Below are 22,167 nucleotides of genomic sequence, written 5' to 3'. Positions count from 1 at the left end.
CGATGAAGCAGCCCGAGTACCTGCGCGCGGTCCAGGGCTTCGCCCGGCGCGAGCTGACCGGCAACGACGCCTACCTCGACTCGCTGGCCGAGGCGCCGCTGCCCCTGTACGAGCGCTTCGCCGGGACGGGCCTGGCCAACTGGTGGCTGCCCAAGGAGCATGGCGGGCTGGGCCTCGGCCTGGAGGAGAGCGTCCGCATCACCAGCGAGCTGGCCTACCACGACGCCGGGGTGGCGTTCACCCTGTTCATCCCGATCCTGACGACGAGCATGGTGACCTGGTACGGCTCGGAGGAGCTGAAGGAGCGGCATCTCGGCCGGCTGGTGGCGGAGAACGGCTTCGCCGCCACGCTGGGCAGCGAGCACGCGGCGGGCAGCGAGCTGGCCCGCATGACGACGACGGCCCGGGTCGAGGGCGACACGGTCGTCCTCGACGGGCAGAAGGCGTTCTCCACGAACACCGGCTTCGCGCAGTTCCTCGTGGTGATCGCGCGCAGCCAGAAGGACCCGTCGGGCTACCTGGCGGTGCTCGTCCCGCGCGACACCCCGGGCGTCACCGTGGACAAGCGGTGGGACGTCATCGGGCTGCGCTCGTCGGCCACCTACCAGGTGTCGCTGTCGGGGGTGCGCGTGCCGGCGGCCAACGTGCTGCGCGGCAACGGGCTGCGCCTGCTGGAGGTGGGGCTGAACGCGAGCCGCATCCTGATCGCCACCACGGCGCTCGGCGTCGCCCGCCGCATCCGCGACGTGTGCATGGACTACGGCAAGGCGAAGTCGGTGAAGGGGGCGCCGCTGACGGCCAACGCGGTGTTCGCCTCCCGGCTGGGGCAGTTCGAGATGCAGATCGAGGTCATGACCAACCAGTGCCTGACCGCGGCGCGGGCGTACGACGCGATCGCGGCCCGGCCGGACGCGGGCGAGGAGTTCCTGCGCACGGGCACGCTGAAGCAGGCGCTGACGACGAAGATGTTCTGCGGGCAGACCGGCTGGCAGATCGCCTCGACGGCGTCGGAGATGTTCGGCGGGCTGGGGTACACGCACGAGTCGGTCATCGGCAAGCTGGCCCGCGACATGAGGTACGTCTCGATCGTCGAGGGCGGCGACGACGTGCTGCGGGACCTGGTGTTCACCCGGTACGTGGTGCCGGTGTCCAAGCGGTCGTGACCAGGGCGGCGGCGTAGCCGGGGGCCACGTCCAGCCAGCGCACCGGCCACGGCCCTTGGCTCGGGGAGCGCGACGACACCGTCGCGCTCCCCTCTGCCGTCTCGGTGACCCAGCAGCCCGTCACCGAGTCCGTGACCAGGCAGCCGCGCAGGCCGGCCAGCCCGGCGCCGGTGGCCTTGACGTACGCCTCCTTGGCGGTCCACAGCCGGAAGTACTCCGCCAGGCCGCGCTCACGCACCCGCGCGGCCTCCTCCGGCTGGTACATGCGCCGGGCCAGCTCCAGGTGGTCGAGGTCGGCGCGGATCCGCTCGACGTCCACGCCCACGCGCGTGCCGGAGGCGGCGACGGCGATCAGGGCCCGGTCGCCGGAGTGCGACAGGTTGAAGTCGGGTCCGGCCCGCAGGCACGGCCGGCCGGACTCCTCCGTCGTGAACCCGACGTCCTCCGGGGCCACGCCGCACAGCCGCCCGAGCACGGACCGCAGCGCCGCGTGCGCCACCACGTACCGGTGCCGCTCCCCCGCGTCGGCGAAGCCGGCCGCCCGGTCGCGCTCGGCGGCGGACAGCCAGCCCCGCCACTCGGGGCGGGCGGGACGGTCGAGCCGCACCTTCCACACCTCGACCGCCGCCCCCAGGGGCTCCACACGCGGACGGTGCGGGAGTGGCAGCCACTCCCGCACCGTCACCGGACGAGCCGTCACACCCACGGCCGCAGCGCCTCCGCCAGGATGCGATGGGTCCGCTGCGCCTGCTCGAACACCGCGAAGTGCCCGCCGTCGAACCCGTGCAGCAGGAACTCGCGGGCCGTCTGGTCCAGCCACCTGGCCAGCTTCACCGGCGAGACCCGCGGGTCGGTCTCCCCGCACAACGCCGAGATCGGCACGTCCAGCGGCGCCTCCTCCTGGTAGACGTACGTCTCCTTGACGGTGAAGTCGGCCTGCACCGACGGCAGCACCATGTCCAGCGCCTCGGGGTCGGACAGCAGCCACTCGGGGGTGCCGCCGAGCCCGCGCAGCAGCGCCACCAGCTCCGGCCTGCTCATCCCGCCGACCGGCGGCCCCGACTCCTCCGTGACGTGCGGGGCGTCGGAGCCGGACACGAACAGGTGCACCGGCTCCGGGCCGCCGCGCCGCCGGATCTCCCGGACCAGCTCGAACGCCACGATGGCGCCCAGGCTGTGGCCGTACAGGGTGTACCTGCGGCCGGCCGCCGACAGCTCCACGTCGGCGAGCACGACGTCGGCGAGGTCCGACACGAGCGGGGCCATCCGCAGGTATGGCGGCTCCTTGTGCCGGCTCTCCCGGCCCGGCGGCTGCACCGGCTGCACGGCGACGCCGGGCAGCTTGCGCTGCCACACCCGGAACGCCGAGGCGGCGCCGCCCGCGTGCGGCAGGCAGTACATCGGCAGCGCGCCCGGCTCGGTGCCGGTCAGTCCCCGGAACGGCAGCCAGCGCGCCAACGCCTCGTCGCTCACCAGCTCGCCGACGGTCATGTCGTCCTCACTTCGAGCCGCACGTACGGCGGGGGCGGCTGCACCGCGCTCAGGTCGGCCTCCAGCACCACGTGCGCCCCGTCCCGTTCCACCTCCCTGAAGCCGGCGAACGCGTACGTCACCTGCATCATGCGGTTGCGTCCGGTCTCGACGAAGTCGGCGCGCAGCGCCGCGCCCTCCTGGGCGGCCAGCCGCATGATGTGGTTGAGCAGCACCATGCCGACGCCGCGCGACATCACCCGGCACGACATGAGCATCATGTTGAGCCGCCAGGCGTCGGCCCCCTTCTCCACCAGCGCGAGCCCGATCTTGCCGTAGCTGCCGAACCTGTCGGTGAGCGAGGCCACCAGCAGCAGGTGGTCGTCCGACTCGCGCAGCTCGTCCAGCTCGTCGTAGGAGTACGTGCGGCCGGTCGAGTTGAGCTGGTTGGTGCGGACCGTGAGCTCCTCGGCCCGCTGGAGGTCCTCACGGGCGGCCGGGGCGATGGTGAAGTCCATCTCCAGGCTCGCCAGGAACTCCTCGTTGGTGCCGACGAAGTCCTGCTCCAGCTCGTCGCGGGCGATCTGCCCCTGGTACATGTGGCGCCGCTGCGCCGACTCGTCGGTGACGAACCGGGGCTGGAACTCCGGCCGGGCCAGCGCCTCCTCCAGGTCGAGGATGTCGACGCAGGTGACCTCCGGCACGCCGTGCGCCACCTCGGCCCGCTCGAACTCCTGGTCGTCGACGAACGCGAACGCGTCCAGGCCCAGGTTGAGCGCCTTGGCGATGCTGCGGATCGACTCCGACTTGGGGTTCCAGCCGATCTGCGGGTGGAGGAACATCTCCTCCAGGCCGAGGGCGCGCAGCTGGGCGAGCGCGGTGTCGCGGTCGTTCTTGCTGGCCACGGAGTGCAGGATGCCCTTGCGGTCCAGCTCGTGGATGCGCTCGACGACGGCCGGCCGGACGTGGACCTCGCCGTCCTCCAGCAGCACGCCGTTCCAGAGGGTGTTGTCGAGGTCCCACACGATGCACTTGATGCGGCCCCGCGCCGGCTTCCGAGGAAGCAGGGCGACGCCGGCGTCCGGGCTCTCGGCGGTAACGCTCATCCGGTCTTCTCCCGATCGGCCTGGCCAGCGATGGTCATCCGCTGGATCTCGTTGCTGCCTTCGATGATCTCCATCACCTTGGCGTCCCTGTAGTAGCGCGCCACGGGGTAGTCGGTGCCGCACCCGTTGGCGCCGTGGATCTGCACGGCCTCGGAGGCGTGCCGGGCGGCGGCGGTGGAGGCGAAGTACTTCGCCACCCACGTCGCCATGATCGTGGACGCCTCGCCGGCGTCCTTGAGGCGGCCGGCCTCGGCCAGCAGCAGCCGGGCCGCCCGCGCGTCGGTCACCATGTCGGAGAGCTTGGCCTGGATGAGCGGCAGCTTCGCCAGCGGCGTGCCGCCCACCTCGCGGCTCGCCGCGTAGGCGGCCGACGCCTCCAGGCACGCCTGGACGATGCCGACCGACCCGGCCGCCACGCTGTAGCGGCCGAGGTCGAGGGTGCCGGTGAGCACCATGCCGGCGGTGAAGCCGCTCGGGCCGAGCAGCGCGTCCTTGTCGAGGACCACGTCGGTGAAGCTGATCTCCGCGAGCATGGACGCGCGGGTGCCGAGCATGTCGTCGATCGGCCGCACCTCCACGCCCGGCGTGTCCCTCGGCACGAGGAACGCGCCGATGCTGGCCGCGGTGCGGGCGAAGACGAGGAACACGTCCGCCCGCTGGCCGCCGGTCGTCCACTTCTTGACGCCGTTCAGCACCCAGCCGCCGCCGGACTCGGCGGCGGTCGTGGTGATGCCCGAGGTGTCGCTGCCGGCGCCCGGCTCGGACAGGCAGAACGCGCCCAGCCGCTCGCCGGCGGCGAAGGCGGGCGCCCACCGCTCGCGCTGCTCCGAGCTGCCCCAGCGCTGCACGGTCCACGCCGCCATGGTGTGGACCGTGAGCAGGCTGCGCAGCGAGGAGCAGCCGCGACCCACCTCCTCGTGGACCTCGCCGAGCGTCACCCAGTCCATGCCGGCCCCGCCCGCCTCGGGCGGCAGGAACGGCGCCCACAGGCCCGCCTCCGCCACCCGCCGCAGCAGCTCCTCCGGCACGCGTCCCGCCCGGTCGTAGGCGTCGGCGTACGGCGCCACGTGCGTGTCGACGAACGCCCGCGCGGAGCGCCGGTCGGTCACCCGCGCCGTGACGGCGGCCGGGACCGGCGGAGCGGCGGCGGGCGGCGCCACGCCGGTGACGGTCACGCGACGGCCGGCTCGGCCAGGAGCCGGGTCACCAGGTCGGACATGGAGGTCGCGGTGCGGAAGTTGTCGATCCGCAGCTCGTCGTTGGGGATGGTGACGCCGAAGGTCTTCTCCACGAACATCACCAGCTCCATCGCGAACAGCGAGTTGACGAAGCCGAGCGCGAAGATGTCCTGCGACTCGGTGATCTCGGCCTGCGGGTACCGGTCGCGGACGAAGCCGAGGATCTGGCCCTTGGTGTCGGTCATCGAAACAGCTCCTTCGTGTCGTTACTGGGCGTAGGTGTAGAAGCCGCGGCCGGACTTGCGGCCGTGCAGCCCGGCGTCGGTCATCTGCTTCAGCAGCGGGCAGGGGCGGTACTTGCTGTCGGCGTAGTGCTCGTAGAGCACCTCGACGCTGTAGAGGATCGTGTCGACGCCGATCAGGTCGGCCGTCTCCAGCGGGCCCATCGGGTGGCCGAAGCAGCTCCGGAACACCTCGTCCACCGACTCGGCGTCGGCCACGCCCTCGTGGACGAGGTAGGCGGCCTCGTTGACGGTGAGCATGAGCACCCGGTTGGAGATGAAGCCGCAGGAGTCCTTGACGTCCACGGCCTTCTTGCCCATGGCGGTGAGCAGGTCGCGGGTGCGCTGGATCGTCTCCGGCGAGGTGTGGAAGCCGGGGATGAGCTCCACGGCGGGCTTGGCCGGGACGGGGTTCATGAAGTGGACGCCGATCACCTTGTCGGGGCGCCCGGTGACGGCGCCGACCTTGGTGATGGGGATGGCGGAGGTGTTGACGACGAAGACGGTGTTCGGGCCGCACTCGCGGTCCAGGGTCTCGTACACCTCGCGCTTGACGTCCCAGTTCTCGGTGACGTTCTCGATGACCAGGTCGGCCTTGGCCGCGCCCGCGGCGCCGACGGCCGTGGAGATCCTGGCCAGCACCTCGTCCGGGTCGAGGGCGGGGCCGCCCATGAGCCGGCTCATGCGGGTGTTGCGGGCGATGGTGGCCAGCGCGTCCGCCAGGATCCGCTCGTCCCTGTCGACCAGCACCACGTCGTGTCCCGTCTGGGCGAGGTTCTGGGCGACCCCGACTCCCATGACGCCAGCGCCGATCACGCCGATAAGGGTCATGTCCGCTCCGTTCCGCTCATCGTTGGTCTCTCGCATGCTCTGTGGGTCTTCTCGTAGGATCCGCCGACCGGAGGTCGTCCGGCCGCCGGTAGGGGTGCCGTCCTGAAGTCGTCCGGCACCGCGTAGGGGTCGTGGGTCATGGGCGGCCGTCACCGTCCTCGCCTGCGCGCCGCCGACGCCTCCAGGCCGGAGCGGCGTAGCTGCGCGCGCACCTGGCTGCCGCCGCCCGAGCCGGCCAGGGCCGGGGCCGCGCCCGAGGCCAGCGCCTCGACGGTCCGGCCGAGCGCGGCCACGGTCGGCGCCTCGTACAGGACGTGCGGCGGCAGCTCGTCCAGCTCGAACGCGCGCCGCACGGCGGCCACGATGGCGACGCCGAGCAGCGAGTTGCCGCCGAGCTCGAAGAAGTTGTCCAGCACCCCGACCCGGTCGAGGCGCAGCGACTCGCCCCAGATGGCGGCGATGGTCTCCTCGGCGTGGCCGTCCGGCTCCTGGTAGGCGGTGAGCAGCTCGGGCCTCGGGTGCCGCTCGCCGCTCGCGCCGCCCATCGCCGGCGAGGTCACCACGTCCACGGTGAACTCGCTGCTGCCGCGCACCAGCGTCGGGAAGTCCTGGGTGGAGACGACGACCCTTGGCTCGCCGGTGGCCAGGGCGCGCAGCATCGAGCGCCAGCCGTCGTCGAACGCGATGCCGACGCGGGCCCGGTTCTGCCGGAAGAAGTCGGCCAGCGCCTCCTCGTACCCGGCGAGCCCGGCCTCCCAGGCGTTCCACGTCCACTCGCCCCAGCCGACCGACACCACGCGCCGTCCCGTCGCGGCCAGCCGGTGGGCGTAGGCGTCGAGGAAGGCGTTGGCGGCGCAGTAGTCGACCTGGCCGGGGCCGCCGCCGGTGGCCGAGGTGATCGAGGAGAACAGCACGAGGAAGTCCAGCTCGACCTCGTCCGGCCGGCCCAGGCGCAGCGCCTCGGCCAGGGCGAGGGTGCCGGCGAGCTTGGGCGCCAGCACCTCGTCCAGCTCCTCGGGACGTTTGAACTGCATGAGGCCCATGGCGGGGACGCCGGCCGCGTGCAGGACGCCGTGCAGGGCCCCGAAGCGGGCGACGGCCGTGTCCACGGCGCGGCGCACGTCCTCGGGCCGGGAGACGTCGCCGGTGACGATCTCGACCTCGGCGCCCAGCGCCTCCAGCTCCGCGACGGCCCGGACGCGCCGCCGGGTGGTCTCCCCGGCGTGGGTGTCGCCGGACAGGATCCCGGCCCAGTCGGCGCGGGGCGGCAGGCCGTGGCGGGCCAGCAGCACCAGCCGCGCCCGGCACGCGCGGACCAGGTGCTCGGCCAGGCCCAGGGCGATGCCGCCGAGGCCGCCGGTGACCAGGTACACGCCGCCCTCCCGCAGCGGCTCCGTCCCAGGGGGCGGGGCCGGGAGGGGGTCGTAGCCGGGGACCCAACGGCGGCCCCGGCGCAGCGCCACGGTGCGCTCGCTCTGCGGGCGGGCCAGCTCGGCGGCCAGGCCGTCCAGGTCGCGCGTCCCGGGTCCGGCGGGCAGGTCGACGAGGCGGGTGGTCACGCCGGGGTACTCCAGCGGGATCACCGCGCACGGGCCGAGCAGCGTCGCGCCGTACGGGTCGGCCACCTCGTCGCCGAGCACCGGCTGCGTCCCGGCGACGGCCACGTCCAGCGACCAGGCTCCGATGCCGGACTCGCCGGCGGCGCGGGCGAGCGCCACGAGCGTGCGCAGACCGAGGTCCACGGCGTGTCCGGCGGCGGCCGGGTCCTCCGCAGCGGTCTCCACTCCCGGCTCGGTCGGGTCCGGGGTGCCCGCGCCCGGGACCACCAGGCCCGGCCCGGTCGGGCCCGGGGTGTCCGCGCCCGAAGCCACCGGGTCCGGGGCGTCCAGGGTCCACAGGTGGACGACGCGGTCCAGGGGGCGGCCGGCGAGGCGCAGGTCGCGCAGCAGGGCCAGGGTGTCGGCCACGTCACCCGGCCGGATCGTGTAGCCGTCGGCGGTGGCGGCGTAGGCGTCGCCCGGCCGTACCGCGGTCACGGCCGCGCCCGTGGGGGCGACGGCGGCGCGCAGCCGGTCGGCGGCCTCGTCGGCGAGCCCGTCGCGGGTGAACACCAGCCACGACCCGGGCTGCCGCTCCGCGGCGGCGGGGGGCGCGGTCTGCCGCCACACCGGCAGGTACAGCCACTGCTCCTCGGGCAGCTTGGGCAGGCTGGTGATCGCCTCGAACAGGTCGGCGGGCGCCTCCGCCGCGGGCTCGCCGGCCTCCCTGCGCGCCCCCGCGGGCGGGTCGATCCAGTAGCGCTGCCGCTGGAACGGGTACGTCGGCAGCGGCACCCGGCCGGGCAGTCCCTCCTGAGGGCCTTCCGGGGTGCGGCCGTGGTAGACGTTCCAGTCGAGGGTGACGCCGCACAGCCACAGCCGGGCCAGGGCGCCGGCCAGGGCCTCGTCGCCGGGCCGCGTGTCGCTCGCGGCGGGCAGCGTGTGCGTGACCAGCGGCCACCGCTCCGGCGGGCAGCCCGCGCCGCGCACCATCGCGCCGAGCGACTGCCCCGGCCCGATCTCCACCACGGCGAGGCCGGGGTCGGCCAGCAGCGTGCCGATGCCGTCGGCGAAGCGGACCGTGCCGCACATGTGCCGCGCCCAGTAGCCGGGGTCCTGCACGAGCGCGGCGTCCGCGACGGCGCCGGTCAGGTTCGACACGTACGGCAGGGCCGGCGGGTTGAGCCGGACGTTGGCGGCGACCCACCGGGTCAGCTCCTCGGCCAGCGGCTCCAGCATGCGGGAGTGGAAGGCGTGGGTGGTCTCCAGCGGCCGGCACGGCACCTCGGCGGCGCGCAGGTCCTCGGCCAGCCGTTCGACGTCCTCGGCCGGGCCGGCGACCACGGTGACCTGCGGGCCGTTGACGGCGGCGACGTCGAGGCCGCGCCCGTCCAGCCGGAAGCGGGCGCGCAGCCGGTCGGGCGGCAGCGAGACGGCCAGCATGGAGCCGGCGGGCATCCGGGCGATGAGCCGGGCCCGGTGCGCGACCAGGGCGACGGCGTCGGGCAGGGACAGCACACCGGACAGGCAGGCGGCGACGTACTCGCCGAGGCTGTAGCCGAGCATGAGCCGCGGCTGGAGGCCCCAGGCCATGAGCGTGCGGGCGAGCGCGTACTCGACGGCGAACAGCGCGGGCTGCACCACCTCGGTCCGCCGCAGCGCGGCCTCCCGGCCGTTCCCGGCGGGGGCGGCTCGGCCGAGGAGCGCGGCCAGCCCGCCGCTCTCGCCGCGCTCGCCGGTCAGCAGGTCGGCCAGCTCGGCCGCGTCCACGACTCCGTCCAGCGCCCCGGCCAGGTGGGCCAGGCACTCGTCCAGCGCGGCGCGGAAGGCCGGCTCGTGCCGGTAGAGGTCGCCCGCCAGGCCCGGGTACTGCTCGCCGACGCCCGCCAACAGGAACGCCACCTGCCGGCCCTGCACCGTCTCGACCCGGCCCAGCAGATCGTCCGCCCGCCGCCCGTCGAGCGCCGCGGCGGCCGTCGCGACGTCGCCGGCCACGACGGCCCTGCGGTGCTCGAACGTCTTGCGCCCCACCTGGAGCGTGTAGGCGACGTCGGCGAGCCGCGGGCCGGGCTCGGCGCCGAGGTGCCGGCCGAGCCGCCGGCACGCCTCGTCCGCCGCCGCGGCCGTACGAGCCGAGACCGGCACCACCTGGTACCGGCGCCCGGTCCCCGGAACGCCCTGGTCACGGGCGGGGGCCTCCTCGATCACCATGTGCACGTTCGTCCCGCCCATCCCGAGCGAGTTGAGCCCCGCGATGCGCGGCCTGCCGTCGCGGGTGCGCCACGGGGACAGCTCGGCGTTGACGTAGAAGGGGCTGCCGTCGAAGTCGATCTCGGGGTTGGGGCTGGTGTAGTGCAGGCTGGCCGGGATGATCCCGTGGTGCGCGGCGAGCGAGGTCTTGATGAGGCCGCTCGCCCCGGCCGCCCGGTCGAGGTGGCCGACGTTGGTCTTGACCGAACCGATCGGGCAGTACCGCCGCTCCCGCGTCGTGCCGAAGGCCCGGGTCAGGGCGGCCACCTCGATGGGGTCGCCCAGCTCGGTCGCGGTGCCGTGCGCCTCGACGTAACTGATGTCCTCGCCGGTGACGCCGGCGTCGGCCATCGCGTCGGCGATGACCCGGGACTGGCCGACGACGCTGGGCGCGGTGTAGCCGACCTTGAGCGCGCCGTCGTTGTTCATGGCCGAGCCGCGGATGACGGCCCAGACGTGGTCGCCGTCGCGGATCGCGTCGGGCAGCCGCTTCAGCAGCACGGCGGCGGCGCCGTCGCCGAACATGCTGCCCTTGGCGGCGGCGTCGAAGGCGCGCACGTGGCCGTCGGGCGACTCCTGGCCGCCCGGCCCGTACAGGTGGCCGACCCGGTCCGGCACGCGGATCGACACGCCGCCCGCGAGCGCCAGCTCGCAGTCCCCGGCCCGCAGGCTCTGCACGGCCAGGTGCGCGGCCACCAGCGAGGTGGAGCAGAACGTCTGCACCGCGACACTCGGCCCGTACAGGTCGAACAGGTACGACACGGTCGTGGTGAGGGCGTCCTTGTCGTTGCCCATGATGACCTCGAACCCGCTGAACTCGTTCTGGCCGCCGCCGAGCAGGTGGTCGGTCATCCGGAGCAGGTACGTGCTGATGTTGGCGCCGCCGAACACGCCCACCCGGCCCCGGTGCTCCGGCGCCGCGTAGCCGCCCTGTTCGAGCGCCTCCCAGCACACCTCCAGGAAGGCGCGCTGCTGCGGGTCGGTGATGGCGGCCATGCGGGGGCTCATGCCGAAGAAGGCCGCGTCGAAGCCGCTGACGTCGTCCAGGACGGGCCGGGCCGGCACGTACGCGGGGTCCTTGATCTGCTCGGGGTCGGCCCCGGCGGCCAGCAGCTCCTCCTCGGAGAAGAAGCTGATGGACTCGACGCCGTCGTTGAGGTTGCGCCAGAACGTGGCCACGTCCGGGGCGCCGGGGAAGCGGCCGGCCATGCCGATGATCGCGATGCGGCGGTCGTCCTCGGTGGCGGTCCTGGTGCGCTCGCCGACGACGCGGACGGCGGGCAGGGACGCGGGCTCCGTGACTGCCGTGGCTGTGGACGGGGCTGTCGCTGTTGCGCCGCGTTCGTCCAGGATGACGGCCAGGGTGCCGACCGTCGGCGCCTCGAACAGCGCCACGGTGGGCACCGCCACCCCGAACCGCTGCTTCACCAGGGCGAGCATCTGCAGCGCCACCAGCGAGTTGCCGCCGAGGTCGAAGAAGTTGTCCCGGGTGCCGACCGGCTCGACGCCCAGCACCTCGGACCAGAGCGCCGCGAGCGCGTGCTCCACCGGCGACTGCGGCGGGGTGTAGGGCTGCGGAAGCTCGGGGCGCGGAAACCGGTCGCCGGCGCCGGCGGGCAGCCCCTCCGCACCGGCCTCGGGGACGGACCCGGCGAGGAGGGCCGTGGCGGCGGGCACGGAGCGGGGCAGCCGGTCGTCCAGCCCGCCCGCCGCGACCACCAGCCCGGGCCGCGTCGCGGCCGTCAGCCGGTCGAAGGCCGCCAGCGACTCCGCCGCGCTCATCGAGTGCGCGGCCATCGCCGCGCCCATGCCGCCCTCCAGCCGGTCAAGGGTGACGGCCCAGGTGTCCCAGCTCGCCGCCACCCACCGGGTGGGGGTACGGCCCCGCTCCCAGGCGGAGTGGCCGCGGTGGGCGAGCGCGGTCAGGGCGGCGTTGGCGGCGGCGTAGCTGCCGAACGTGATGCCGCCGAGAACGGCCGAGGTGGACGAGAACACGAGGCAGAAGCGCGGCGCCCGGTCGGCCGGGAGCTCGCCCAGCACCTGCTCCAGCACCTGGGCGCCGGTCACCTTGGCGGCGAAGTGGCGGGCGACGGCCTCGTCGTCGAGGTCGCGCAGCGGGCGGAAGCCGCCGGGCCGCGTGTCGGCCGCGGCGTGCACGACCCCGTCCAGCCGGTACGCGCCGCGATCGGCGAGGCCGGCGAGCGTGGCGCGCATGGCGGCGGCGTCGGTGACGTCCACGGCGGGGGTGAGCACCTCGGCGACCAGGGCGCGTATGCGCTCGACCGCCTCACGGCGCGGGTCGCCCGGGTCGGCGGGGAGGCCGGCGCGGCTGGTGAGGACCAGCCGGGCGGCGCCGGCGCGGGCCAGGTGCTCGGCGACGAGCAGCCCGACGTCGCCCAGACCGCCGGTGACCAGGTACGTCCCCCCGGCCTCGGAGGCGGACGGCTCGGAGGCGGACGGCTCGGAGGCGGACGGCTCGGAGGCGGACGGCTCGGAGGCAGGCAGCTCGGAGGCAGGCAGCTCGGAGGCGGCCCTTTCTGAGGCGGGCGGCTCGCCCGGGGTGAAGGCGCGGAGGAGGCGGGTGCCGTCACGGTAGGCGACGAAGACCTCGCCGGACGGGTTCAGGATCTCGCCGGTCAGCGCGTCGGCCACGGCCTGGGCGTCGGCGTCCGGGTCGAGGTCCACGGCGGCGCAGTCGAGGCTGAGGTACTCCTGGTTGGCGACCATCGGCAGGGTCGCCGCGGCCGCGTGCGCGGCGTCCGGGACCTCCCCGTCCGCCGCCGCCTGACCGCCGCGCGTGACCAGCAGGACCCGGGTCCCGTCCCCGCCCTGCTCGCCGAACGCCGCCAGCAGCCGCGCCACGGGCACCAGCCCGCCCCCGGCCGCGGAGCCGTCAGGACCCGAGGAGTCCAGGGTCGGCGCGAGAAGGCGGAGGTCCACGACCGTGACCGGGGCGGAGACGTCCAGACCGCGGGTGGCGGAGAGGTCCAGGCCGGGGGTGGTGGAGGCGTCCAGTGCGCGGGTGAGCGCCGCGGGGTCGTCCGGCCCGGTGACCGTCACGACGTCCACGCCGTGCGCCCGCAACGACCGCGCCAGCGCTTCGGCCGCCTGAGCGTCCGCACCGGCCGCGGCCACCTCGGTGCCACGGCCGTCCGCGCCACTTACGACCGCCTCGCCGCCCGCGCCACCCGAGACAGGCACGCCACCCGAGACGAGCACGCCACCCGAGACGAGCACGCAGCGCCCCACCCGGGCCGGCGTCCCGCGCTCGGGAACCCCCGCCGGGATCCACTCCGGGACCAGCAGCTCGACGTGCGGGCGCCCGGCCGAGACCTCGCCCGCGACACCGAAGGACGAACCGACACCGAAGGACGAAGCGACACCGAAGGACGGGGCGGCGCCGTTCACGGCCTGCGGGGTGACGCCGTTCAGGGCCTGCGAAGTGGCGCCGCCATCGGAAGCCCGCTGACCGGCCGCGGCCGGGACGGCGACCGGGGCGGCGACCGGGGCGGACGCCTGGGACGGCGGGTCGATCCAGTAGCGCTCCCGCTCGAACGGATACGTCGGCAGCCCCACCTTGGCCACCGGCCGGTCCTGCCGGTAGCCCGACCAGTCGATCGGCACCCCGGCCAGCCACAGCCGCCCGGCCGCCTCCGCCAGCGCCTCCCCCGCCGGGCGCGGGTCGTCCGCACCCGGCAGCGTGGCGACGACGAGCGGCCAGCGGTCCGGCGGGCAGTCGCGGTGGCCGCGCGCCATCGCGCCCAGCGACTGGCCGGGCCCGATCTCCAGCAGCGCCGCGTCGCCGTCCAGCCGCAGCAGCGTGCTCAGGACGCCGTCGAAGCGCACGGTCGCGCACATGTGCTCGGCCCAGTACGCCGGGTCGGTGAGCTGCGCGGCGGTGGCGAGCTCGCCGGTGACGTTGGAGACGACGGGGACGCGGGGCGCGTGGAGCGGGACGTTCTCGGCGATCCAGGCGGTCAGCCGCTCCCGCAGCGGCTCCATCATCCGCGAGTGGAAGGCGTGGCTGGTCGCCAGCGGGCGGCAGGGCACCCCGTCCGCCTCCAGCAGCGCCCTGGCCTCGGCCATCGCCGCCGGGTCGCCGGCCAGCACGGTCAGCTCGGGCCCGCTGACCGCGGCGACGTCCACACCGGTCACGCCGGCCAGGCGCTCCCGCAGGTCGGCGGCGGCGAGCGGCACCGCGCACATCCGGCCGGGCGGCAGCTCGTCGATGAGGGCGGCCCGGTGGGCGACCAGCGCGACGGCCGACTCCAGGGACATCACCCCGGCCAGGCATGCCGCGACGTACTCGCCGAGGCTGTAGCCGGCCAGCGCGGCCGGCTCGACGCCCCACGACTGGACGAGCCGCGCCAGCGCGTACTCGACGGCGAACAGCGCGGGCTGGAGCACCCGGGTGGGGGGCGCCGCGGCGGGCGCGGAGGCGCGGCCGAGCAACCGGCCGAGCGCGTCCCCCTCGCCGCCCCGCCGCGGCCCGATCATCTCGGCGAGCGGGTCCTCGCCGCCCGTCCGGCGCCGCAGCTCGGCGCGGCACTTGTCGAGCGCCGCCCGGAACACCGGCTCGCTCTCGTACAGCTCGGCGGCCATCCCCGGGTACTGCTCGCCGGTGCCGGCGATGAGGAAGGCGACGGGCCGGTCGGCGCGGCTCCCGGCGCCGCCGAGCACCGCCCCGGACCGGATCCGCCCGGCCGCCTCGTCCGTGGAGGAGGCCACCGCCATCCGCCGGTGGGCGAACACCTGCCGCCCGGTCTGCAGCGTGTGGGCGACGTCGGCCAGCCGGTGCGCGGAGCCGTCGGCGGCCAGGTGCGCGGCCAGGCGTTCCGTCATCGCGTCGGCGGCGGAGGCCGTACGGGCGGACCAGACGAGCAGCTCGGGGCGCGGCTGCTCCTCGGTGCGCGGCACCAGCGGCGCCTCCTCGACCACCACGTGCGCGTTCGTGCCGCCGATGCCGAACGCGCTCACCCCGGCGCGGCGGGTCCGGCCCGCCTCGCGCGGCCAGCGGCGCAGCCCGGTGACGATCTCCAGCCGGGCCTGGCCGGAGGCGAGCTGCGGGTTGGGGTCGGTCAGGTTGACGGTCGGCGGGATCTCGTCGTGGCGCAGGGAGAGCGCGACCTTGATGAGGTTGGTGACGCCGGCGGCGCGGTCGAGGTGGCCGAGGTTCGTCTTGACGGACCCGATGAGGACGGACTCGTCCCGGAACACCTGCTGCAACGCGGCCAGCTCGGCCGCGTCGCCGAGCGCGGTGCCGGTGCCGTGCGCCTCGACGTAGTCGATGTCGGCGGGGGTCAGCCCGGCGCTCGCCAGCGCCTCCGCCATGACCGCCGCCTGCCCCTGCACGCCGGGGGCGGTGAAGCCGACCTTGCGTCCGGCGTCGTTGTTGACCGCCCAGCCGCGCAGCACGGCGTAGATCTGGTCGCCGTCGGCCAGCGCGTCCTCCAGCCGCCGCAGCGCGACCACGCCGACGCCGCTGCCGAGCGGCGCGCCCAGGCCGCCCGCGTCGAACGCGCGGCACTCACCGTCGGGCGGCGCGATGCCGCCCTGCTGGTAGAGGTAGCCGACGCGGTGCGGCACGTTCACGGCGACGCCGCCGGCCAGCGCCAGGTCGCACTCGAAGCTCGCCAGGCTGGTCGCGGCGGCGCACACGGCGACCAGCGACGTCGAGCAGTAGCTCTGCACGCCGTAGCTGGGGCCGGACAGGCCGAGGGTGTGCGCGACGCGGGTGGTGAGGGAGTCCTTGTCGTTGGCCAGCCCGACCGCGAGCTCGCCCATGACGGCGCCGATGCCGCTGGGCAGCAGGTTGTTCTGCATGTACGAGCTGTGCGCGCAGCCGGCGAACACGCCGACGGCCCCGTCGAAGCGCGTCGGGTCGCACCCGGCGTCCTCCAGCGCCGTCCAGCCGTGCTCAAGGAACAGCCGGTGCTGCGGGTCGAGGATCTGCGCCTCCTTCGGGCCGATCCCGAAGAAGCCCGCGTCGAACAGCTCGACGCCGTCGATCACCGGGCTCGCCTTCACGTACGACGGGTCGGCGATGAGCTCCTCGGGGACGCCGGCGGCGCGCAGCTCGTCGTCGGTGAACCGGGTGACGCCGGACGCGCCGGACCGGATCACGGACCACAGCCCGGCCACGTCGGCCGCCCCCGGGAAGCGCCCCGACATGCCGACGATCGCGATGTCGGTGCCGGAGCTCTCGCCGTCGATCTCGTCGATGTCGTCGATCACGTCAATCGTCCTCATCTCCGGTTGCCGGAACGGGCCCTGCGCCGCCGTTCCCCCCGTGCCGAACTGCCGGCCAGCGCCTCCTGGCCGCTCCCGCCACTGCCGTCGCCGCCGGCCCCGGCCGCGCCGAGCGCCGCCGTGAACTCCGCGACGGTCGCGTGCTCGAACAGCAGCGCGGGCGGCACCGGCCGGCCGAGCTCCTTCTCGATGGCGAGCACCATGGCCATGCCGACCAGCGAGTTGCCGCCGAGGTCGAAGAACGGGTCGTGGACGCCGACCGCGTCGATGCCGAGGAAGGCGCCCCACAGGTCGGCCATGCGCGCCTCGGCGTCCGAGCGGGGCGGCACGTAGTCGGCGCGCAGCCGCGGGCGCGGGAACCGCTCGCCCTTCGGGCCGGCCGCCACGGCGGCGCCGACGAGGTCGTCCAGGTCGAGCATGCTCGACCAGGCGTCCAGCACCGCGCGCAGCGGCTGCCGCACGGCCATGACCCCGCCGTGACCACCGGCCACGACGCGGTCGAGCAGCGCGCAGCCCGCCTCGTCCGTGAAGCCGTGGGCGGCGCGGTAGGCGGCCACCCGCTCGGCGAGGCCGCCGGTGGTCTTGAGGTTCTCGGCCTGCCACACGTCGTGCCGCCACGGGCCCCAGGCCACCGAGACGACCCGGGTCGAGGAGGACGCGTCCAGCGCCTGCCCGTACGCGTCGAGGACGGTGTTGGCGGCGCAGTAGTCGGCCTCGCCGATGCCGCCGAACGCGGTGACGGCGGAGGAGTAGAGGACGAGCAGCTCGGGCCGCTCGTCGGCGGGCGTGTCCGGGCCGACCAGCTCGGCCAGGGGGCCCATGGCGAGGACCTTGGGGGCGAGCACCGCGGTGGCGTCGGCGACCGTGCGGCGCTGCGTCAGGCCGCCGGCGGGCAGGCCGGCGGCGTGGACGACGCCGTGGAGCCGGCCGAAGCGCTCGCGGGCGCGGGCCAGTGCCGCGCGCAGCTCGGCGGGGACGCCGGTGTCGGCGGTGAGCAGCAGCACCTCGGCGCCGGCGGCCTCCAGCTCGGCCACGTCCCGCAGGGTCGCCGCCACCCGGTCGCCGGGCTCCCCCGCCGTGGGGGTCTGGCCGACCTCACCGGGGAGGGCGATGCGGCCGGTCTCCCGGGGGACGGGGGTGCGGCCGGTCTCCCGGGGGACGGGGGTGCGGCCGGTCTCCCGGGGGATGGGGGTGCGGCCGACGAGGGCGAGGCGGCGGACGCCGGAGCGCACGAGGTGCTTGGCGAGCGCCATGCCCAGGCCGCGGGTGCCACCGGTGATGAGGTACGCCCCGTCGGCCCGCCACACGGCGTCCTCGGGAGCCGGGTCGGGGGCCTGGGCCCATGCGCGGATCCAGCGGCGGCCGCGCCGCCAGCCCGTCAGCGGGTCGCGGGCATCGGGCTCCTCGCCGTCGGACGGCTCGGTCGTCAGCTCGTGGGCCAGCCGCGCCGCCGCCCGCCCGTCGGGCTCGGGGTCGAGGTCGACGCCGCTCCAGGTCAGGCCGGGGTACTCGTGCCGCACCGCGCGGCCGAGGCCGTGGGCGAGCGCCTGGTGGGGCGCGGGCGTGTCGCCGCCCAGGATCTCGGTGGCGCCCGCGGTGACGGTCAGCAGCCGTACGCCCTGGCGGCCGGGCAGGTCGCCGAGCGCCTGGACGGCCAGGAGGAGCCCGGTGAAGCCGTGCTCCACGGCGGCGCGCAGCTCCGCGTCCCCCGCGAAGGCCCCCGGGAACGCGTCCGGCGCGCCGGGGGTCAGGCCCCACAGGTACGCCACGTGGACGGGCCCGTCGCCGAGCCCGGCGAACACCTCGGCGTAGTGCCCGGGCGCGGCCGGGTCGATGGTGAGACGCCTGCCGTCGCGAACCGGCCCGGCCGCGGGATCGGCGGTGGAAGGCCGGGGGTGCACCTCGACGACCCGCGTTCCCGCCGCCGCGGCGAGGCCGGCCAGGGCCGTGCCGACGCCGCCGGGGTCGGCGAAGACGACGAGCGGGCCGGGCAGCCGCACGGACTCCGGGACGGCGGCGCGCGCCGGGTCCTGACGCCAGGCCGGGACGAACACGTGGTCCCCGTCCGTCTCGGCGCCGCTCGCGGTGTGGGCGCGCGGTCCGGCGGGGGCCTGGGTCCCGTGGTCGGGGCCGAGGTCGGGCCAGAATCGGGTGCGCTGGAACGGGTATGTGGGCAGGCTGAGCACCTGGCCGTCGCCGGGGCGGGTGAGGTCCCACTTCACCGGTGCCCCGAGCTCCCACAGGGCGGCGCAGGCGGCCAGCAGCTCGTGGTGCGGGTCGCGGCGCTCGCCCGCGCTCCAGCGGGGCGGCAGCGTGCCGAGGACCGCCGTGGCGGTCCCGCCCGCGAGGTTCTGCCGGACCAGGCCGCCGAGGGTCTGTCCCGGCCCGAGCTCCACGAACGCCGCCACGTCCTGCCCCACGCAGTGGCGCACGCCGTCGGCGAAGCGGACGGTGCTGACGAGCTGGTCGGCCCAGTACGAGGTGCTGGTCGCCTGCTCGGCGGTGAGCGGCTGCCCGGTGAGGTTGGAGACGATCGTGATGGCCGGAGCGCGGCGCGGCACCGCCTCCAGCACCGCGGCGAGCTTCTCGCGGGCCGGCTGGAGCAGCGTGGAGTGGAAGGCGTGCGCCGAGCGCAGCGGACGGCAGGCGAGGCCCGCCGCGGTCAGCGCGGCGGTGGCCGCCTCGATGTCGCCGGGCAGGCCGCTCAGCACGGTCATCGCCGGGCCGTTGCGGGCCGCCACGTCCACCTCGATCCCGGCGCCGGACAGCGTGGCCGTGATCCGGTCCTCCGGGGCGGCGACCGCGACCATGCGGCCCGCGGGGACGGCACTGATCAGGTGGGCGCGCTCGACGACCACGTGCAGCGCGTCCTCCAGGGTGAACACGCCGGCCAGGCAGGCGGCCACGTACTCGCCGAGGCTGTAGCCGATGAGCAGGTCCGGGGTGACGCCCCAGTGCTGGAGCAGCCTGGCCAGCGCGTACTCGACGGTGAACAGGAACGGGTGCGCGATGGCGGCCTGGTCCAGCGGGTCGTGCTCCGGGGGCGACGCGTCGTCCGCGCCGGTGGGGCGGCGGCCGAGCAGCGCGGCCAGGTCGGCCTGGGCGGGCTCGGAGGCGGTGTCGCCGGCCGGGAAGAACAGGGGGCGCAGGTCCACGCCGGAGCGGCGGGCCACCAGCTCGACGCAGGTGTCCACGGCCTGCGCGTACACGGGCTCCCTGGCGTACAGCTCCCTGCCCAGGCCGGCGTACTGGTCGCCGACCCCCTGGAGCAGGAACGCGACGCGGGGGCGGCCCTTGACGCGGTGCCCGTCGCCCTGCCGGGCCGTGGCGCGCAGCCGCTCCAGCGCGTCGCCGGTGCCGGTGCAGACGAGGGCGCGGCGGTGGTCCAGCTCGGCGCGTCCGGCCTGGAGGGTGCGGGCGAGGTCGGCGAGCGGCGTCTCGGGCCGCTCGCCCAGCCACTCCGCGAGCCGGCCGGCCTGCTCGCCCAGCGCCTCCCGGGTGGCCGCCGACACGGGCAGCACGTACGCGGCCGGCCGGCCGGCGGCGGCGGACGCCTGGGTGTCCGGGGCGGCCTCGACGACGACGTGGGCGTTCGTGCCCGACAGGCCGAAGGAGCTGACCCCCATGAGCCGGGGCCGGTCCGCGCGCGGCAGCGGCACGGGCCCGGTGACCGGCTGGACGCTGCCGTCCTCGGGGATGGCCGCCGCCGGGGTGCTCATGTGCAGGTTGGGCGGGATGAGCCCGTTCTCCAGGATGAGCGTCGTCTTGATCAGCCCGGCGATGCCGGCCGCGGCCTGGGTGTGGCCGATGTTGGTCTTGACGGCGCCGACCCGCAGCGGCCGGCCGGGCCCGCGGCCGCCGAAGACGTCGTGCAGCGCGGACAGCTCGATGGCGTCGCCCAGGTGGGTGCCCGAGCCGTGCGCCTCGACGTAGTCGATGTCGTCGGGGGCGATCCGGGCCGCGGCGAGCGCCCGGGTGATGACGTCGGCCTGCGCCTTGCGGCTGGGCGCGGTGAGCCCGTTGCTGCGGCCGTCCTGGTTGACCGCCGAGCCGCGCAGGACGGCGCGGATGCGGCGGCCGTTCGCGACGGCCTTCGACAGCGGCTCCAGCACGACCAGGCCGCCGCCCTCGCCCATGACGTAGCCGTCGGCCCGCTCGTCGAACGTCTTGCACCGGCCGTCGGCGCTCATCATCAGCCCGGCGCACGCCTGGACGTACGTGGTGGGGTGCAGGGTCAGCGACGCGCCCGCCGCGATCGCGAGGTCGCACTCGCCCCGGCGCAGGCTCTCCATGGCCAGGTGGACGGCGATGAGCGACGAGGAGCAGGCGGTGTCGATCGTCATCGTGGGGCCGATGAGGTCGAGCTGGTAGGCGATCCGCCCGGCCGCCACGCTCGACACCGCGCCCTGGCCCAGGTACGGGTCCGAGACGGCGTCCGCGCCCTGCCGCTCCATCTGCAGCCGGCCGTACTGGAGGGTGTCCATGTAGCCGACCATCACGCCGGTGCGGCTGCCGGCCAGCCGGGCGGGCGCGATGCCGGAGTTCTCCAGGCCCTCCCAGGCCAGCTCCAGCAGCAGCCGCTGGTGGGGGTCCATGCGCAGCGCCTCGCGCGGCGACAGGCCGAAGAACTCGGCGTCCCAGCCGGTGACGTCGTCCAGGAACGTCCCGTACCTGGTGTACATGGCGCCGGTCGCCCGCGGGTCGGGGTCGTAGTAGGCGTCGACGTCCCAGCGGGAGGCGGGCACCTCGCGGACGACGTTCGCGCTGTCGCGCAGCAGGCGCCAGAAGTCCTCGACCGTGTCGCCACCGGGGTAGCGGCAGGCCATGCCGATGACCGCGATGGGTTCGTGGCGGCGTTCCTCGGCCTCGGTGAGGCGGGCTCGGGCCTGGGCGAGTTCGACGGTGGCGCGCTTGAGGTAGGCGCGGAGCTTGTCCTCGGTCCCCATCGGGCGTGCCTTTCCGGTCGTGGGCGTCACGGGGTCACAGTTCGTTGTCGATGAGGGCGAAGATCTCCTCGTCCGAAGCCGAGTCGATCTTGTCGGCGACGTCGCCGGCGCCGTTGGGCCCGGCGCCGAGCCGGTCGAGCGTGGTCTGCAGGAGCGACACGAACCGGTCGCGCAGGGCCTCGCCCTCGCCGTTGGCGGCGGCGATCATGTCCTCGACCCGGTCCAGGGCCGTGCGCAGCGTGTCCTCGGGCGACGGCGACGGGGGTGCGAGGGTGCGGAAGAGGTAGTCGCTCAGCGTGGTGACGGTCGGGTGGTCGAAGACGAGGGTCGGCGGCAGCCGCAGGCCGGTGTCGGCGTTGAGCCGGTTGCGCAGCTCTACGGCCGTCAGCGAGTCGAAGCCGAGCTGGTTGAAGGCCCGGTCCACCTCGATCTGGTCGGCGCTGCCGTGGGCGAGGACGGCCGCGACATGGGCGCGCACGGTGTCGGTGAGCAGCCGCTGCGCGTCGGTGCGGGGCAGGGCCGCGAGGCGCTGGGCGAGCGCGGCGGGTCCTCCGGTCGCGGCGGCGTTCCCGGCGGTACGGCGGGGCGCCCGGACGAGGCCGCGCAGCACGGACGGCAGGTCTCCGGCCTCGGCGCGCGCCCGGAGCCCGGCGGCGTCCCAGCGGGCGGCCACCACCCGGGGCTCGGCGCCCGTCAGAGCGCCGTCGAACAGGTCCAGGCCCTGCTCGGCGGTCAGCGGGGCGATCCCGGCCCTGGCCAGGCGGGCGTGGTCGGCCGCGGTGAGGCCGCCGGTCATCCCGGAGTCGGTGTCCCAGAGTCCCCAGGCGATCGACACCGCCGGCAGCCCGAGTCCCTTACGGTGTTCGGCCAGGGCGTCCAGGAAGGCGTTGGCGGAGGCGTAGTTGCCCTGACCAGCGTTCCCCAGCACTCCCGCGAGGGAGGAGAACAGCACGAACAGGGAGACATCTCCGCTCAGCTCGTGCAGATGCCAGGCCGCGTCCGCCTTCGGAGCCAGGACCGTGTCCATGCGCTCCGGCGTCAGACCCTCCACCACCGAGTCGTCCAGCACACCAGCCGTGTGGACGACCCCGCCCAGCGACGGAATCTCGTCCAGCAGGGCGGCCAGCGCCCGGCGGTCGGCCACGTCACACGCCG

The 22,167-nt window shown here is 75.4% G+C and carries 10 protein-coding genes; 1 reads left to right on the top strand and 9 read right to left on the bottom strand.

What is annotated here, in order from left to right; genetic code table 11:
- The first annotated feature begins 2 nt into the window (after positions 1 to 2).
- Positions 3 to 1,163, top strand: coding sequence for an acyl-CoA dehydrogenase family protein (locus HTZ77_RS33625; protein WP_175593774.1), 1,161 nt, complete (start codon positions 3 to 5; stop codon positions 1,161 to 1,163).
- On the opposite strand, the gene HTZ77_RS33620 is transcribed toward HTZ77_RS33625, so the two are convergent.
- The 9 genes from HTZ77_RS33620 to HTZ77_RS33580 all read right to left on the bottom strand — a co-directional run.
- Complete coding sequence (locus HTZ77_RS33620) at positions 1,126 to 1,806, bottom strand: 4'-phosphopantetheinyl transferase family protein (protein ID WP_175593773.1); 681 nt, start codon at positions 1,804 to 1,806, stop codon at positions 1,126 to 1,128. The two genes, HTZ77_RS33625 and HTZ77_RS33620, sit on opposite strands and share 38 nt — an antisense overlap.
- A gap of 53 nt (positions 1,807 to 1,859) precedes the next feature.
- Positions 1,860 to 2,654 (bottom strand): thioesterase II family protein, encoded by a 795-nt coding sequence (locus tag HTZ77_RS33615; protein ID WP_175593772.1) that lies wholly within the window; start codon positions 2,652 to 2,654, stop codon positions 1,860 to 1,862.
- Positions 2,651 to 3,739 carry an HAD-IIIC family phosphatase gene (locus HTZ77_RS33610; protein ID WP_175593771.1) on the bottom strand — a complete coding sequence of 363 codons (1,089 nt, stop codon included), beginning with the start codon at positions 3,737 to 3,739 and terminating at the stop codon, positions 2,651 to 2,653. The genes HTZ77_RS33615 and HTZ77_RS33610 overlap by 4 nt, the downstream gene beginning before the upstream one ends.
- Complete coding sequence (locus HTZ77_RS48465) at positions 3,736 to 4,914, bottom strand: acyl-CoA dehydrogenase family protein (protein ID WP_328808918.1); 1,179 nt, start codon at positions 4,912 to 4,914, stop codon at positions 3,736 to 3,738. Before HTZ77_RS48465 ends, HTZ77_RS33610 begins: the two co-directional genes overlap by 4 nt.
- Positions 4,911 to 5,162, bottom strand: a complete 252-nt coding sequence (locus HTZ77_RS33600) for an acyl carrier protein (protein ID WP_175593770.1) — start codon at positions 5,160 to 5,162, stop codon at positions 4,911 to 4,913. The genes HTZ77_RS48465 and HTZ77_RS33600 overlap by 4 nt, the downstream gene beginning before the upstream one ends.
- A gap of 21 nt (positions 5,163 to 5,183) precedes the next feature.
- A complete protein-coding gene (locus HTZ77_RS33595; RefSeq protein WP_175593769.1) occupies positions 5,184 to 6,029 on the bottom strand; it encodes a 3-hydroxyacyl-CoA dehydrogenase family protein in 846 nt (281 codons plus the stop codon).
- 149 nt (positions 6,030 to 6,178) lie between these two features.
- Positions 6,179 to 16,051 (bottom strand): type I polyketide synthase, encoded by a 9,873-nt coding sequence (locus tag HTZ77_RS47795; protein ID WP_175593768.1) that lies wholly within the window; start codon positions 16,049 to 16,051, stop codon positions 6,179 to 6,181.
- 11 nt (positions 16,052 to 16,062) lie between these two features.
- Complete coding sequence (locus HTZ77_RS33585; RefSeq protein WP_175593767.1) at positions 16,063 to 21,012, bottom strand: type I polyketide synthase; 4,950 nt, start codon at positions 21,010 to 21,012, stop codon at positions 16,063 to 16,065.
- A 34-nt stretch (positions 21,013 to 21,046) separates the two neighbouring features.
- Positions 21,047 to 22,167, bottom strand: a 1,121-nt coding sequence (locus HTZ77_RS33580; protein ID WP_175593766.1) for a type I polyketide synthase, incomplete at its 5' end; no start/stop codon positions are given.

It is taken from the genome of Nonomuraea montanisoli (genome assembly GCF_013363975.1).
Classification (GTDB): Bacteria; Actinomycetota; Actinomycetes; order Streptosporangiales; family Streptosporangiaceae; genus Nonomuraea; species Nonomuraea montanisoli.
This window is presented reverse-complemented; position numbering and strand designations above follow the sequence as displayed.

What these genes read in the sequence shown, in the direction of transcription:
- HTZ77_RS33625 (WP_175593774.1), top strand. Translation starts at nt 3, where the DNA reads ATGAAGCAGCCCGAGTACCTGCGCGCGGTCCAGGGCTTCGCCCGGCGC.
- HTZ77_RS33615 (WP_175593772.1), bottom strand. Translation starts at nt 2,654, where the DNA reads ATGACCGTCGGCGAGCTGGTGAGCGACGAGGCGTTGGCGCGCTGGCTG.
- HTZ77_RS33610 (WP_175593771.1), bottom strand. Translation starts at nt 3,739, where the DNA reads ATGAGCGTTACCGCCGAGAGCCCGGACGCCGGCGTCGCCCTGCTTCCT.
- HTZ77_RS33600 (WP_175593770.1), bottom strand. Translation starts at nt 5,162, where the DNA reads ATGACCGACACCAAGGGCCAGATCCTCGGCTTCGTCCGCGACCGGTAC.
- HTZ77_RS33595 (WP_175593769.1), bottom strand. Translation starts at nt 6,029, where the DNA reads ATGACCCTTATCGGCGTGATCGGCGCTGGCGTCATGGGAGTCGGGGTC.
- HTZ77_RS33585 (WP_175593767.1), bottom strand. Translation starts at nt 21,012, where the DNA reads ATGGGGACCGAGGACAAGCTCCGCGCCTACCTCAAGCGCGCCACCGTC.